General features: G+C 66.3%; 13 protein-coding genes and 1 tRNA gene. All 14 read left to right on the top strand.

Going from position 1 to position 15529, the window contains the following annotated elements; translation table 11 throughout:
* The first annotated feature begins 119 nt into the window (after positions 1–119).
* The 14 genes from FOC67_RS28140 (at position 120) to dctM (ending at position 15032) form a co-directional block, all read left to right on the top strand.
* Positions 120–590 (top strand): MarR family winged helix-turn-helix transcriptional regulator, encoded by a 471-nt coding sequence (locus tag FOC67_RS28140; RefSeq protein WP_003110596.1) that lies wholly within the window; start codon positions 120–122, stop codon positions 588–590.
* A gap of 3 nt (positions 591–593) precedes the next feature.
* The gene (locus FOC67_RS28135; protein WP_009314457.1) at positions 594–2072 is read left to right on the top strand and encodes an efflux transporter outer membrane subunit; all 1479 of its coding nucleotides are present in this window, start codon (positions 594–596) and stop codon (positions 2070–2072) included.
* A 14-nt stretch (positions 2073–2086) separates the two neighbouring features.
* Positions 2087–3271 (top strand): efflux RND transporter periplasmic adaptor subunit, encoded by a 1185-nt coding sequence (locus tag FOC67_RS28130; RefSeq protein ID WP_003110594.1) that lies wholly within the window; start codon positions 2087–2089, stop codon positions 3269–3271.
* A gap of 10 nt (positions 3272–3281) precedes the next feature.
* Positions 3282–4811, top strand: coding sequence for a DHA2 family efflux MFS transporter permease subunit (locus FOC67_RS28125; protein ID WP_003096173.1), 1530 nt, complete (start codon positions 3282–3284; stop codon positions 4809–4811).
* Positions 4812–4884: 73 nt separating this feature from the next.
* Positions 4885–4960, top strand: a tRNA-Thr gene (locus FOC67_RS28120).
* 235 nt (positions 4961–5195) lie between these two features.
* Positions 5196–6254, top strand: a complete 1059-nt coding sequence (rfbB, locus tag FOC67_RS28115) for a dTDP-glucose 4,6-dehydratase (protein ID WP_009314458.1) — start codon at positions 5196–5198, stop codon at positions 6252–6254.
* Positions 6251–7159, top strand: a complete 909-nt coding sequence (gene rfbD, locus FOC67_RS28110; protein WP_009314459.1) for a dTDP-4-dehydrorhamnose reductase — start codon at positions 6251–6253, stop codon at positions 7157–7159. The genes rfbB and rfbD overlap by 4 nt, the downstream gene beginning before the upstream one ends.
* Positions 7156–8037: a glucose-1-phosphate thymidylyltransferase RfbA gene (gene rfbA / locus FOC67_RS28105; RefSeq protein WP_009314460.1), complete on the top strand. Its 882-nt coding sequence runs from the start codon at positions 7156–7158 to the stop codon at positions 8035–8037. Before rfbD ends, rfbA begins: the two co-directional genes overlap by 4 nt.
* Positions 8037–8582 (top strand): dTDP-4-dehydrorhamnose 3,5-epimerase, encoded by a 546-nt coding sequence (rfbC, locus tag FOC67_RS28100; RefSeq protein ID WP_009314461.1) that lies wholly within the window; start codon positions 8037–8039, stop codon positions 8580–8582. Before rfbA ends, rfbC begins: the two co-directional genes overlap by 1 nt.
* 59 nt (positions 8583–8641) lie before the next feature.
* Complete coding sequence (gene dctB, locus FOC67_RS28095; protein WP_003123664.1) at positions 8642–10480, top strand: two-component system sensor histidine kinase DctB; 1839 nt, start codon at positions 8642–8644, stop codon at positions 10478–10480.
* On the top strand, positions 10477–11865 hold the full coding sequence (gene dctD / locus FOC67_RS28090; RefSeq protein ID WP_003096187.1) for a two-component system response regulator DctD: 1389 nt from the start codon (positions 10477–10479) through the stop codon (positions 11863–11865). The genes dctB and dctD overlap by 4 nt, the downstream gene beginning before the upstream one ends.
* A gap of 240 nt (positions 11866–12105) precedes the next feature.
* The gene (gene dctP, locus FOC67_RS28085) at positions 12106–13101 is read left to right on the top strand and encodes a C4-dicarboxylate TRAP substrate-binding protein DctP (protein ID WP_003105525.1); all 996 of its coding nucleotides are present in this window, start codon (positions 12106–12108) and stop codon (positions 13099–13101) included.
* A gap of 18 nt (positions 13102–13119) precedes the next feature.
* Positions 13120–13752 (top strand): C4-dicarboxylate TRAP transporter small permease protein DctQ, encoded by a 633-nt coding sequence (dctQ, locus tag FOC67_RS28080; RefSeq protein WP_003096191.1) that lies wholly within the window; start codon positions 13120–13122, stop codon positions 13750–13752.
* A complete protein-coding gene (dctM, locus tag FOC67_RS28075) occupies positions 13749–15032 on the top strand; it encodes a C4-dicarboxylate TRAP transporter large permease protein DctM (RefSeq protein ID WP_003096192.1) in 1284 nt (427 codons plus the stop codon). The genes dctQ and dctM overlap by 4 nt, the downstream gene beginning before the upstream one ends.
* Positions 15033–15529 lie beyond the last annotated feature (497 nt).

Genomic DNA, 15529 nt, shown 5'->3' with positions numbered 1-15529 from the left:
GCATCGTATGACGTTCGAAGGAACGGATTGTTCTTTTATTGCAACGGTTGACCTCTTGTTAATCGCTGCCTAGGCAGTATTATTTTGAAACACTTTCCCTGCCTAGACAGCGATCCCCCATGGGCCACTACAGCGCTTCCGACTTTCCCTTCAAGGGCTCCATTGGCCAGCTCATCGGCGTCAGTGCCGCGACCAAGGACCGCATCCTCGAGAAGCACCTAGCCGCGCTGGACATAACCGCCGCCCAGTTCAAGGTGCTGATCTTCGTCGGTCTCAACCGTGCCAACAGTCCGGTCGAACTGTGTCGCGAGCTGTCGGTGGACAGCGGCTCGATGACTCGCATGCTGGCGCGCCTGGAGAAAAAAGGGCTGCTGCTGCGTGGTCGCTGTCCCGAAGACCGCCGTTGCCTGCGCCTGGATCTCAGCGAAGCGGGACGGAAGGTCCAGGAGCAGCTTCCTCTGATCGCCTCGGCGGCGATGAACGAGCTGGTCGCCTGCCTGAGCACGGAAGAATTGCAGACGCTGACCCATCTGCTGACCAAGGTTCTGCTACACGCCGGCTGCCCGCGGGCCAGCCTGCAGGAGTCCTGATCCATGCCCTTCCCTCCTCTCCATCTCTGGCCGCAGCGATTGGTGCTGGCCTCGGCGATACTGCTGGCCGCCGGCTGCGTCACTTCCGAAGGCCTGGAACCGAACGCCCGACTGCAACCGGCAGGCGCCCTCCAGGCGGGCAGGAGCCTGGACGGCGTAGCCCTTTCGCCAGCGGCCTGGCCGCGCCAGGACTGGTGGACCGGGCTCGGCGACCGGCAGCTCGACCAACTGATCGGCGAAGCCCTGCAAGGCACTCCCGACCTGCAGATCGCCGAGGCGCGTGCGCGCCAGGCGGCGGCAACGGCCCAGGCGCAAGATGCCGCGCGCCAGCCGACGCTGGACGCCAAGGCCAGCTACTCCGGCATCCGCGCGCCGACCAGCGTGGCCCCGGCACCGCTCGGCGGCCGCTATTCGGCGATCAAGTACCTGTCGCTCGGCTTCAACTACGACTTCGACCTCTGGGGCGGCGAGCGCGCCGCCTGGGAAGCCGCCCTCGGCCAGGCCAATGCCGCGCGGATCGACAGCCAGGCCGCGCGCATCGGCCTCTCGGCAAGCATCGCCCGCGCCTACAGCGACCTCGCCCACGCCTTTACCGTGCGCGATCTCGCCGAGGAAGAACTGAAGCGCTCGCAGCGCATGACCGAGCTGAGCCAGAAGCGCATGAGCGCCGGGCTCGACAGCAAGGTCCAGCTGCAACAGACGCAGACCCAGCTGGCTACCGCCCGCCAGCAGCTCAGCGCCGCCGAGCAGGACATCGCCAGCGCCCGCATCGCCCTCGCCGTGCTGCTGGGCAAGGGGCCCGATCGCGGTCTCGAACTGCAGCGCCCGCAACCGCTGAACCCGGCCAGCCTGAGCCTGCCCTCGGTGCTCCCGGCGGAACTGCTCGGCCGCCGCGCCGACATCGTTGCCGCGCGCTGGCGGGTCGAGGCGGCGCGCCGCAACATCGACTCGGCGAAGACCGAGTTCTATCCCAACCTCAATCTCGGCGCGATGGCCGGCCTCGCCGCCCTGCACACCAGCGACGTGTTGCAGGCGCCGAGCCGCTTCTTCCAGGTGGCGCCGGCGATCTCCCTGCCGATCTTCGACGGTGGCCGCCGCCGCGCCAACCTGGCCGAACGCGACGCCGACTACGACCTGGCCGTCGGCCAGTACAACAAGACGCTGGTCCAGGCCCTCGGCGAGGTCAGCGACGACCTCGGCAAGTTGCGCTCCCTGGAGCAGCAGGTGATCGACCAGCGCCAGGCCCGCAATATCGCCAGGTCCAACTTCGACCTGGCCATGCGTCGCTACGGCGAAGGCGTCGGCAGCTACCTCGACGCCCTCAGCGTGCAACAGCAACTGCTGGTCGCCGAACGCCAGCTGGCCAGCCTGGAGAGCCAGCAGATCGATCTTTCCGTCCAGCTGGTCCAGGCCCTGGGCGGCGGTTTCCAACCCGATTCCCGCTCCGCTGCGCTCGCTACCGCGAAAGCGCCGGCAGAATGAACGAGGCACCCACCATGACTACCGCCAACAGCGAAACCCCCGCCGGCAACCCGAAGCGCAAGCGCTGGTTGCTGATCCTGCTCGCCGTGATCGTCCTCGCCACCCTGGCCAGCGTGGCCTGGGAGTTCTTCTACGGCCGCTGGCACGAGGACACCGACGACGCCTACATCAACGGCAACGTGGTACAGATCACCCCGCAGATCGTCGGCACCGTGGTCAGCATCGGCGCCGACGACGGCGACCTGGTGCGCAAGGGCCAGGAACTGGTCAGGTTCGATCCCAGCGACGCCGACATCGCCCTCCAGCGCGCCGAGGCCAACCTGGCCCACACCGTGCGCCAGGTACGCGGGCTGTTCAGCAACGTCGACGGCTATCGCGCCGAGGTCGCCACCCGCAAGGTCGCGCTGGCCAAGGCCGAGGCCGACTACAAGCGGCGCAAGAACCTCGCCGACGACGGCGCCATTTCCCAGGAGGAACTGGCCCACGCCCGCGACGCGCTGGACAGCGCGAAAGCCTCGCTGACCAGCTCGGAACAGCAGTTGAACACCAATCGAGCGCTGGTCGACGACACCCAGATCACCTCCCATCCGGACGTCAAGGCCGCCGCCGCGCAACTGCGCCAGGCCTACCTGGACGACGCCCGTTCGACCATCGTCGCGCCGGTCACCGGCTACGTCGCCAAGCGCAGCGTACAGGTCGGCCAGCGCGTGCAACCGGGCAATGCGCTGATGGCCGTGGTCCCGCTGGACCAGATCTGGATCGACGCCAACTTCAAGGAAACCCAGCTCAAGCACATGCGTATCGGCCAGCCGGTGGAGATCCGCTCCGACCTCTACGGCAGCGACGTGCGCTACAGCGGCACCGTCGACAGCCTCGGCGTGGGCACCGGCAGCGCGTTCTCCCTGCTGCCGGCGCAGAACGCCACCGGCAACTGGATCAAGATCGTCCAGCGGGTGCCGGTGCGCATCCATATCGATCCGCAAGAATTGCAGAAGCATCCGCTGCGCATCGGCCTGTCGATGGACGTCAAGGTCGACCTGCACGACCAGAGCGGCCCGGCCCTGGCCCAGCAACCACCGCGCGAAGCGCTGTTCTCCACCGATGTCTACCAGCAGCAACTGGCCTCGGCCGACAAGCTGATCGAACGCCTGATCGAAGCCAACCTCGCCGAAGACCACGGCAAGACCGCCCAGCGTTGAGCCTGCCAGCATGAGCGAAAGCAGCAGCTTCTCCCCGCCCAGCCTGGTGATGGCGACCATCGGCCTGTCCCTGGCGACTTTCATGCAGGTGCTCGACACCACCATCGCCAACGTCGCCCTGCCGACCATCTCCGGCAACCTCGGGGTAAGTTCGGAACAGGGCACCTGGGTGATCACCTCGTTCGCCGTGAGCAACGCCATCGCCCTGCCGCTGACCGGCTGGCTGGCCCGGCGGGTCGGCGAGGTGCGCCTGTTCATCGCCGCCGCGCTGCTGTTCGTACTCGCCTCGTTCCTCTGCGGCATCGCCCAGTCGATGCCTTCTCTGGTTGGCTTCCGCGCCTTGCAGGGCTTCGTCGCCGGGCCGCTGTATCCGATCACCCAGACCCTGCTGATCTCCATCTACCCACCGGCGAAGCGCGGCATGGCCCTGGCCCTGCTGGCGATGGTCACGGTGGTGGCGCCGATCGCCGGGCCGATCCTCGGCGGCTGGATCACCGACGACTACAGCTGGCCGTGGATCTTCTTCATCAACGTGCCGGTCGGCCTGTTCGCCGCCTTCGTCGTCTACCAGCAACTGAAGGCACGCCCGGTGGTGATCAAGAAGGCGCCGATGGACTACGTCGGCCTGATCGCCCTGGTGATCGGCGTCGGCGCCCTGCAGATCGTCCTCGACAAGGGCAACGACCTGGACTGGTTCGAGTCGAACTTCATCGTCGGCGGCGCGCTGATCGCGGCGATCGCCCTGGCCTTCTTCATCATCTGGGAATTCACCGACCGCCATCCGATCGTCAACCTGCGCCTGTTCGCCCACCGCAACTTCGCCGCCGGCACCCTGGCGCTGGTGCTGGGCTATGCCGCGTTCTTCGGCATCAACCTGCTGCTCCCGCAATGGCTACAGACCCAGATGGGCTACACCGCCACCTGGGCCGGGCTGGCCGCCGCGCCAATCGGCATCCTCCCGGTGTTCCTCTCGCCGCTGGTCGGCCGCTACGCCAACCATTTCGACCTGCGCATGCTCGCCGGCCTGTCGTTCCTGGCGATGGCCATCACCTGCTTCATGCGCGCCAACTTCACCACCGAGGTCGACTACCAGCATATCGCCATCGTGCAGTTGATCATGGGGCTCGGCGTGGCATTCTTCTTCATGCCGATCCTGAGCATCCTGCTCTCCGACCTGCCCCCCGACCAGATCGCCGACGGCTCCGGCCTGGCCACCTTCCTGCGCACCCTCGGCGGCAGCTTCGCCGCCTCGCTGACCACCTGGATCTGGAACCGCCGCGCCACCCAGCACCACGCCTACCTCAGCGAAAACATCAGCCTCTACGACCCGGCCACCCACGAAACCCTCGCCCAGCTCGGCGGCAACACCCAGGCGAACGCGGCGCTGCTCGACCGGATGGTGCAGAGCCAGGCCTACATGATGTCCACCATCGACTACTTCACCATGCTCGGCTGGCTGTTCCTCGCCCTGCTGGTGATCATCTGGCTGGCCCGCCCGCCGTTCGGCGCCAAGCCCGGCGCGGCCGCCTCCGGGCACTGAGGACGAACGGCATTCGGGCAGGAAAATCAGTGGTTTACTCCTGGCGGCGGCTGGCTATAATGTCGCCCTCTTCGCCGGTATAGCTCAGCTGGTAGAGCAACTGACTTGTAATCAGTAGGTCCCGGGTTCGACTCCTGGTGCCGGCACCACGAATCCCCGAAAAGCCCCGCCTCGCGCGGGGCTTTTTTGTTTTATCCTCCTACCTGCCGCCCGATGATGGCACTTCGCATAGAATGCCGGGTCAGATGCACCTACCAGATCTGGGGTTGGCAGGATCGCCATTTTTCCCGTACTAATCGTCGTCTTCACGATCGATTGGTACACCTTGGCGGGACGTGTCGAAGCAGCCCTACGGACAACCACTGCTTGAACAAGGTATGACTCATGACGATTCTCGTGACCGGCAGCGCCGGCTTCATCGGCGCCAATTTCGTGCTCGACTGGCTGGCCCTGCATGACGAGCCGGTGGTCAGCCTCGACAAGCTCACCTACGCCGGCAACCGGCAGAACCTCGCCAGCCTCGACGGCGACGTCCGGCACACCTTCGTCGCCGGCGATATCGGCGATAGCCAGCTGGTAGCCCGCCTGCTCGCCGAGCACCAGCCGCGGGCGATCCTCAACTTCGCCGCGGAATCCCATGTGGACCGCTCGATCCACGGCCCCGAGGACTTCATCCAGACCAACATCGTCGGCACCTTCCGCCTGCTGGAAGAAGTGCGCGCCTACTGGGGCGCGCTGGAGCCGGAAGCGAAGGCGGCATTCCGCTTCCTCCACGTCTCCACCGACGAAGTCTATGGCTCGCTGGCACCGAGCGATCCGGCCTTCACCGAGAACAACCGCTACGAGCCGAACAGTCCCTACTCGGCGTCCAAGGCGGCCTCCGACCACCTGGTGCGGGCCTATCACCACACCTACGGGCTGCCGGTGCTGACCACCAACTGCTCGAACAACTACGGCCCCTACCACTTCCCGGAAAAGCTCATCCCACTGGTGATCCACAACGCCCTGGCCGGCAAGCCGCTGCCGATCTACGGCGACGGCCAGCAGATCCGCGACTGGCTCTACGTCAAGGACCATTGCAGCGCCATCCGCCGGGTCCTCGAAGCCGGGCAACTGGGCGAGACCTACAATGTCGGCGGCTGGAACGAAAAGGCCAACCTCGACGTGGTCGAGACCCTCTGCGCCATCCTCGACCAAGAGCAGCCGCGCGCCGACGGCCGCAGCTATCGCGAGCAGATCACCTTCGTCAAGGATCGTCCGGGCCATGATCGCCGCTACGCCATCGATGCCACGCGCCTGGAGCGCGAGCTGGGCTGGAAGCCGGCGGAAACCTTCGAGACCGGCATCCGCAAGACCGTGCGCTGGTACCTGGACAACCAGGACTGGGTGGCCAACGTAACCAGCGGTGCCTACCGCGAGTGGGTGGGTAAGCAGTACGCATGAACCGGATCCTTCTCCTCGGCGCCAACGGCCAGGTCGGCTGGGAGCTGCAGCGCGCCCTGGCGCCGCTGGGCGAACTGCTGGTCTGTGACCGCCGGCGCGCCGATCTCGCCGACCCCGAAGGCCTGGCGCGACTGGTTCGCGCCGAGCGGCCGCAGTTCATCGTAAACGCCGGTGCCTACACCGCGGTGGACAAGGCCGAGAGCGATGCCGACAACGCCCGCCTGATCAATGCCCGCGCCGTCGCGGTACTGGCCGAGGAGGCCGCGACCTGCGGCGCCTGGCTGGTGCATTACTCCACCGACTACGTGTTCGACGGCGCGGGCAGCGTGCCTTTCGCCGAGGACGCGCCGACCGGCCCGCTGAGCGTCTACGGGCAGACCAAGCTGGAAGGCGAGCAGGCCATCCGCGCCAGCGGCTGCCGCCACCTGATCTTCCGCACCAGCTGGGTCTACGCCGCGCGCGGCGGAAACTTCGCCAAGACCATGCTGCGCCTGGCCGGGCAACGCGACGAACTCAAGGTCGTGGCCGACCAATTCGGCGCGCCGACCAGCGCCGAGCTGATCGCCGACGTCACCGCCCAGGCCCTGCAGCGCCTGCGCTGGGACGCCGAGCTGGCAGCACGGGCCAGCGGCACCTACCACCTGGTCGCCAGCGGCGAGACGTCCTGGCACCTCTATGCGCGCTTCGTCATCGAACAGGCGCTGGAGCGGGGCTGGGAGTTGCAGGCGACGCCGCAGCGGGTCCTGCCGATCACCACCGAGGATTACCCGGTGCCGGCGAAGCGTCCGGCCAATTCGCGCCTCGACAACCGCAAGCTGCAACAGGTCTTCGGCCTGGTACTGCCAGACTGGCGCTACCATGCCGGACGCATGATCCAGGAACTGAGCGAGCAGGGACCACTATGAAACGCAAGGGCATCATCCTCGCCGGGGGCTCGGGCACCCGCCTGCACCCGGCAACGCTGGCCATCTCCAAGCAGTTGCTGCCGGTGTACGACAAGCCGATGATCTACTACCCGCTCAGTACCCTGATGCTGGCGGGCATCCGCGAGATACTGATCATCTCGACCCCACAGGACACCCCACGCTTCCAGCAGTTGCTGGGCGACGGTTCGAACTGGGGCCTGGACCTGCAATATGCCGTGCAACCGTCGCCGGACGGCCTGGCCCAGGCCTTCCTGATCGGCGAGTCGTTCATCGGCAACGACCTCAGCGCGCTGGTCCTGGGCGACAACCTCTATTACGGCCACGACTTCCACGAGTTGCTCGGCAGCGCTTCGCAGCGCCAGACCGGCGCCAGCGTCTTCGCCTACCACGTGCTGGACCCGGAGCGCTACGGCGTGGTCGAGTTCGACCAGGGCGGCAAGGCCATCAGCCTGGAAGAGAAGCCACTGAAGCCGAAGTCGAACTACGCGGTCACCGGCCTGTATTTCTACGACCAGCAGGTGGTGGACATCGCCAGGGACCTGAAGCCTTCGCCGCGCGGCGAGCTGGAGATCACCGACGTCAACCGCGCCTATCTGGAGCGCGGCCAGCTCAGCGTGGAGATCATGGGCCGCGGCTACGCCTGGCTGGATACCGGCACCCACGATTCGCTGCTCGAGGCCGGCCAGTTCATCGCCACCTTGGAGAACCGCCAGGGACTCAAGGTGGCCTGCCCGGAAGAGATCGCCTACCGGCAGAAGTGGATCGACGCCGCGCAACTGGAAAAACTCGCCGCGCCGCTGGCCAAGAACGGCTACGGCCAATACCTCAAGCGCCTGCTGACTGGAACCGTGTACTGATGAAAGCGACCCGCCTGGCAATCCCCGACGTCATCCTCTTCGAACCCCGGGTGTTCGGCGACGATCGCGGATTCTTCTTCGAAAGCTACAACCAGCGCGCCTTCGAGGAAGCCTGCGGTCATCCGGTCAGCTTCGTCCAGGACAACCATTCGCGTTCCGCCCGTGGCGTCCTCCGCGGCCTGCACTACCAGATCCGGCAAGCCCAGGGAAAACTGGTGCGCGCCACCCTCGGCGAGGTATTCGACGTGGCCGTCGACCTGCGTCGCGGCTCGCCGACCTTCGGCCACTGGGTAGGCGAACGCCTGAGCGCGGAGAACAAGCGCCAGATGTGGATTCCGGCCGGCTTCGCGCACGGCTTCGTGGTGCTCAGCGAATACGCCGAGTTCCTCTACAAGACCACCGACTTCTGGGCGCCGGAACACGAACGCTGCATCGTCTGGAACGATCCCGAGCTGAAGATCGACTGGCCGCTGCAGGATGCCCCCCTGCTTTCGGAGAAGGACCGCCAGGGCAAGTCATTCGCCGACGCCGACTGCTTCCCCTGAACGGCAGGGAGCGACCGGACTCGGCGCAAGGCGTGATAATTTAGGGCATCCCGTCCGGGATGCCCCGGATACTCGCAGCCACGGCAGGTTCGTTCGTCTTGAAAGCCTATTTCCATCGCTGGCGCTCGCTGGTCATCCTCGCCCTGCTTCTCGCGCCGCTGCTCTGGCCCCTGCAATATTTCGCCGAGCGCTACTACAGCGAGCAGTTGGCCGAGCAGAACCGCCAGACGCTCGACCTCTACGTCGCCAACCTGCTCGGCACGCTGCGCCGCTACGAAGAACTGCCGCAGATCCTCGGCGGCCTGCCGGTGCTGCGCCAGGCCCTGCAACAACCTGGCGACCCGCTGCTGCAGAAGATCGCCAACGAGGCGCTGGCCGACATCCGCCGACGCACCGGCGCCGACGTGATCTACCTGCTGCAACCGGACGGCACCACCCAGGTCGCCTCCAACTGGGCCCAGGCGGACAGTTTCGTCCACCGCAACTTCGCCTTCCGCCCCTATTATCGCGAGGCCATGCAGGGCCGCCTGGCGCGCTTCTTCGGCCTGGGCACCACCTCGATCAAGCGCGGCTACTACTTCGCCAGTGCGGTGAAGGAAGGCTCGCGGATCATCGGCGTGCTGGTGGTGAAGGTCGATCTCGAACACATCGAACGGCTCTGGGGCAATTCCCCGGAGCAACTGCTGGTGATAGACAACTACGGCGTGGTGATCCTCTCCTCACGCGAGGATTGGCGCTTCCATGCCAGTCGGCCGCTGAGCGCGGCGGAGCGCGACGAGATCCACGCCAACATCCCCTACCCGGTGCAGGACCCGAAGCCCCTGCGCCTGCAACAGAGCGCCTGGCTCAGCCAGAGCCGGACGCTGCCGGAAACCGGCTGGACGGTGAGCATCTACGCCCCCCGCACCCTCATCGAACGGCCGGTGCGCAGCGTCCTGCTGATCGGCGGCGCGACCCTGCTCGCCCTGCTCCTGCTACTTACCCTGCTGACCCTCAGCCGCCGTCACTACCTGGACCGCATCGCTCTCGAGGCCGAGGCCAAGCGCCAGTTGGAAGAGCGCGTACTGGAACGCACCCGCGAGCTGGAGAACGCCAACGCGCAGTTGCAGCAGGAAGTCCACGAACGCGAGCAGGCCCAGCGCGAGCTGATGCGCGCCCAGGACGAAGTGGTCCAGGCCGGCAAGCTCACGGCCCTCGGCACCATGTCGGCGAGCATCAGCCACGAACTCAACCAGCCGCTGGCGGCGATCCGCAGCTACGCCGACAACGCCCGGGTGCTGCTCGACCACCAGCGCACCGAGGACGCCCGCGGCAATCTCGAGCAGATCAGCGACCTCACCACCCGCATGGCCTCGATCATCGCCCACCTCAAGGCCTATGCCCGCGGTGCGCGCCGGGCGCCGGAGAACGTGCAGTTGCAGCCGGCGATCGAGGACGCCCTGTCGATGGTGGCCAGCCGGCGGCGGGCGATGAACGTCGAACTGCTGCGCGACGTGCCGGACGCCCCGCTGTGGGTCCAGGCCGGCGAGACCCGCTTGCGGCAGATCCTCGGCAACCTGCTCACCAATGCCCTCGACGCGCTCGCCGAGAAAGCTCCGCCGCGGCGCCTGTGGGTGATCGCCAGCCAGGACCAGCACGGCGTGACCCTGACCCTGCGCGACAACGGCCCGGGGTTTTCCGAGGACGCCCTGGCCCACGCCCACGAACCCTTCTTCACCACCAAGACCACCGCCAAAGGGCTCGGCCTCGGCCTGGCCATCTGCGATAACCTATTGCGCGCCCTCGGCGGCCGCCTGGAAATGGGCAACCATCTCGAAGGCGGCGCCGTGGTGCGCCTGCACTTGCTGCCGGGAGTTCCCGGCGTCGCCGCCATGCCCCAGGAGGAAACCCGCGCATGAGTCCCTTCGCGCCATTCGATGCCCAGACCCAGGTCCTGCTGATCGACGACGATCCGCACCTGCGCCAGGCCCTGCGCCAGACGCTCGACCTCGCCGGGCTCAAGGTCGCGACCCTGGACGACGCGCGCCAGCTGGATACCGCGCAGTGCAAGGACTGGCCCGGGGTGGTGGTCAGCGACATCCGCATGCCCGGCATCGATGGCATGGAACTGCTCCGCCAATTGCACGAACAGGACGCCGACCTGCCGGTGATCCTGATCACCGGCCACGGCGACGTGCCGCTGGCGGTCCAGGCCATGCGCGGCGGCGCCTACGACTTCCTGGAAAAGCCCTTTCCCAGCGACGCCCTGCTCGACAGCGTGCGCCGCGCCCTGGAGGTGCGCCGGCTGGTCCTGGAGAACCGCACCCTGCGCCTGGCCCTGGCCGAACGCCACGAACTGCATGGGCGCCTGATCGGACGCTCGGCCGGCATGCAGCGCCTGCGCGAGCAGGTCGGCTCGCTAGCGGCGATCCAGGCCGACGTGCTGGTCCTTGGCGAAACCGGCGCCGGCAAGGAGGTGGTCGCGCGAGCCCTGCATGACCTGTCGAGCCGGCGCGACGGCCCGTTCGTCGCGATCAACGCCGGCGCCCTCGCCGAATCGGTGGTGGAAAGCGAACTGTTCGGCCACGAGGCCGGCGCCTTCACCGGCGCGCAGAAGCGCCGCATCGGCAAGTTCGAGTACGCCAATGGCGGCACCCTGTTCCTCGACGAGATCGAGAGCATGAGCCTGGACGTGCAGGTCAAGCTGTTGCGCCTGCTGCAGGAACGGGTAGTCGAGCGGCTCGGCTCCAACCAGTTGATCCCGCTGGATATCCGCATCATCGCGGCAACCAAGGAAGACCTGCGCCAGGCCGCCGACCAGGGCCGCTTCCGCGCCGACCTCTATTACCGCCTCAACGTCGCCAGCTTGCGCATCCCACCGCTGCGCGAGCGCGGCGAGGACATCCCGCTGCTGTTCCGCCATTTCGCCGAAGCCGGCGCCATGCGCCATGGCCTGACGCCACGCGAACTGGACGCCGGCCAGTCGGCGCGGCTGCTGGCCTACGACTGGCCGGGCAACGTGCGCGAATTGCAGAACGCCGCCGAGCGCTTCGCCCTGGGCCTCGGCCTGAGCCTGGACGACGGAGTCCTGCCCGACGCCGCCGACGAGCCGCACAACCTCAGCGCCAAGGTCGAGGCCTTCGAACGCTCGCTGATCGCCGCCGAGCTGGAACGCCCGCACAATTCGCTGCGCAGCGTCGCCGAGGCCCTCGGTATCCCGCGCAAGACCCTGCACGACAAGCTGCGCAAGCACGGCCTGCCGTTCAACACGCCTGGCGAGAATCCGCCAGATGATGGCGAATGAATGGCGGAATACCGCCAGCCGTTCGCCATTCGCGCCCGCAGCATCTCCCCTGCACGCCCTTGCCCGACTGGCACAGGGCTTGCTCACGGCTTCCCGAGCGTTCCAACAAGCAGAAGACCAGGCGCTTTTCCGATTCACGCAGCATCTGCCGCTGCGCTGCCTAGACTTCCCTTGTTCGGCCACGCCGAGAGGACATCTGTCCTCTTCATAAAAGACAGACAAGAACAAAGAGGAAGTCTCATGCTCAAGCACACCGCGAAGGCGCTCGTCTGCGCACTTTCCCTGACCGTCGCCGGAATCGTCCAGGCGGCCGACCCGATCGTCATCAAGTTCTCCCACGTCGTCGCCGAGCACACGCCCAAGGGCCAGGGCGCGCTGCTGTTCAAGAAACTGGTGGAGGAACGCCTGCCGGGCAAGGTCAAGGTGGAGGTCTACCCGAATTCGTCGCTGTTCGGCGACGGCAAGGAAATGGAGGCCCTGCTGCTGGGCGACGTGCAGATCATCGCGCCGTCGCTGGCCAAGTTCGAGCAGTACACCAAGAAACTGCAGATCTTCGACCTGCCGTTCCTGTTCGACAACATCCAGGCGGTCGACCGCTTCCAGCAGAGCCCGCAGGGCAAGGAGCTGCTGACCTCGATGCAGGACAAGGGCATCACCGGCCTCGGCTACTGGCACAACGGGATGAAGCAGTTGTCCGCCAACAAGCCCCTGCGCGAGCCGAAGGACGCCCGCGGCCTGAAGTTCCGCGTGCAGGCCTCCAAGGTGCTCGAGGAACAGTTCAAGGCGGTGCGCGCCAACCCGCGCAAGATGAGCTTCGCCGAGGTCTACCAGGGCCTGCAGACCGGCGTGGTCAACGGTACCGAGAACCCCTGGTCGAACATCTACTCGCAGAAGATGCACGAAGTGCAGAAGTACATCACCGAATCCGACCACGGCGTGCTGGACTACATGGTGATCACCAACACCAAGTTCTGGAACGGCCTGCCGGAAGACGTGCGCGGCGTTCTGGCCAAGACCATGGACGAGGTGACCGTGGAGGTGAACAAGCAGGCCGAGGCGCTCAACCAGGGCGACAAGCAGCGCATCGTCGAGGCCAAGACCAGCGAGATCATCGAACTCACTCCCGAACAGCGGGCCGAATGGCGCAAGGCCATGCAGCCGGTGTGGAAGAAGTTCGAAGGTGAGATCGGCGCCGACCTGATCAAGGCCGCCGAAGCCGCCAACCAGGCTCAATAAGAAGAAGAGGGAAAGCCCATGCACGCGCTCGCGCGCGTCTGGGCGCGCCTGGAGGAAGGCCTGATCGCCTTCCTCCTCGCCGCCATGACGCTGGTTACCTTCGTTTATGTGGTCCTCAACAACCTCTACACGCTGTTCTACGATCTCGCCGACCTCTGGGAGGGCGGCAACGAGACGCTGCTCGCCATCGGCGACGCCATCCTCAGCCTGGCCCAGGAGATGACCTGGAGCAACGCCCTGACCAAGGCCCTGTTCGCCTGGCTGATCTTCCTCGGCATCGCCTACGGCGTACGCACCGCCGGGCACCTCGGCGTGGACGTGCTGGTGAAGCTGGCTTCGCGGCCGGTACAGCGGGTCCTCGGCGTGATCGCCTGCCTGGCCTGCCTCGGCTACGCCGGCCTGCTCTGCGTGGCCAGCTACGACTGGGTGAAGACCCTGTTCATCGCCGGCATCGGCGCCGAGGACCTCGACCACTTCGGCATCCGCCAATGGCACATCGGCCTGATCGTGCCGGTCGGTTTCGCCCTGGTGTTCATCCGTTTCGCCGAGATCCTCGTGCGCATCCTGCGCAACCGTCAGACCGGCCTGGGCCTGGCCGACGAGGCCGCCGACGCGCTGAAGCTGACCGAGCACGAGGAGCCGAAAGCATGACCATCCTGTTCCTCTTCCTGCTGCTGTTCCTGCTGATGTTCATCGGCGTGCCGATCGCCGTCTCCCTGGGGCTATCCGGTGCGCTGACGATCCTCCTGTTCAGCCCGGACTCGGTACGCTCGCTGGCGATCAAGCTGTTCGAGACCTCCGAGCACTACACCCTGCTGGCGATCCCGTTCTTCCTGCTCTCCGGCGCGTTCATGACCACCGGCGGGGTGGCGCGGCGCCTGATCGACTTCGCCAACGCCTGCGTCGGGCATATTCGCGGCGGCCTGGCGATCGCCGCGGTGCTCGCCTGCATGCTCTTCGCCGCGCTGTCCGGTTCCTCGCCGGCGACGGTGGCGGCGGTCGGCTCGATCGCCATCGCCGGCATGGTCCGTTCGGGCTACCCACAGGCGTTCGGCGCCGGGATCGTCTGCAACGCCGGCACCCTGGGCATCCTCATCCCACCGTCGATCGTCATGGTGGTCTATGCCGCGGCGACCGAAACCTCGGTCGGCAAGCTGTTCATGGCCGGCGTGGTCCCCGGACTATTGCTGGGCCTGATCCTGATGGTGGTGATCTACATCGTCGCCCGGGTCAAGAAGCTGCCGGCCATGCCGAGAGTCAGCCTTCGCGAATGGATCGCCAGCGCGCGCAAGGCGCTCTGGGGCCTGCTGCTGATGGTGATCATTCTCGGCGGCATCTATTCGGGCGCCTTCACCCCAACCGAGGCTGCCGCCGTCGCGGCCGTGTACTCGGCGTTCGTGGCGCTGTTCGTGTACAAGGACATGCGCCTGAAAGAGTGCCCGAAGGTGCTGCTGGAGTCTGGCAAGCTGACCATCATGCTGATGTTCATCATCGCCAACGCCATGCTCTTCGCCCATGTGCTGACCACCGAGCAGATTCCGCAGAGTATCGCCGCCTGGGTCACCGACCTCGGGCTGTCGCCGTGGATGTTCCTGCTGGTGGTGAACATCGTGCTGCTGATCGCCGGCAACTTCATGGAGCCCTCGGCGATCATCCTGATCCTGGCACCGATCTTCTTCCCCATCGCCATGGAGCTGGGTATCGATCCGATCCACCTCGGCATCATCATGGTGGTGAACATGGAGATCGGCCTGATCACCCCGCCGGTCGGCCTCAACCTGTTCGTCACCTCGGCGGTCACCGGCATGCCGCTGGGCGCGACCATCCGCGCGGCGCTGCCGTGGCTGATGATCCTGCTGGTGTTCCTGATCATCGTGACCTACATCCCGGCGGTATCCATGGCATTGCCGAACTGGCTGGGGATGAGCTGACGGAACGGTAACGACGGCGGAAAACCCCGCCCTGTGCTCGGGCCTTCGGCAAAAATCCGCTTATGCCGTGGGCCCGTGCCCCGCAGTTGACGGGCCGGGCCACCTGTCGATGGCTGGCACGCCGCTTGCTCAATCGCTCGCAGTGCCCCTGGCACCGGCTTTCGGTTCGCCCGGCGAACCGCGCCCTTCGGCCACGAACCGGATGGCGGCCCCTTCCCCTGTGCCGACGTGCGCCAGCACGCGCGGCGGGTGGGCGGCGATCCCGTCCCCCCAGCGGTCTTCATACCCTGAAGTCCAAATGAAGAAGCCCGGCGAACGCCGGGCTTCTTCATTTCTGTCCTTGTGCTTTTTCGTTCTTTGATGAGAGCGGAAAATTATTTTTACTTATAAATAAAAAAGCACCTACACCGAAATACTGAAACACTTCTCTGGCAAACCGTGGCGGTTTTTCGGCGGACCGCCAACAAGCTGGCGAGCCCCCCTCCAAAAGTCAGAAT

This window comes from Pseudomonas sp. FDAARGOS_761 (assembly GCF_013343155.1).
GTDB lineage: Bacteria > Pseudomonadota > Gammaproteobacteria > Pseudomonadales > Pseudomonadaceae > Pseudomonas > Pseudomonas aeruginosa.
The sequence above is the reverse complement of the archived record's forward strand: the minus strand, read 5'-3'. Positions and strand labels throughout refer to the sequence as shown.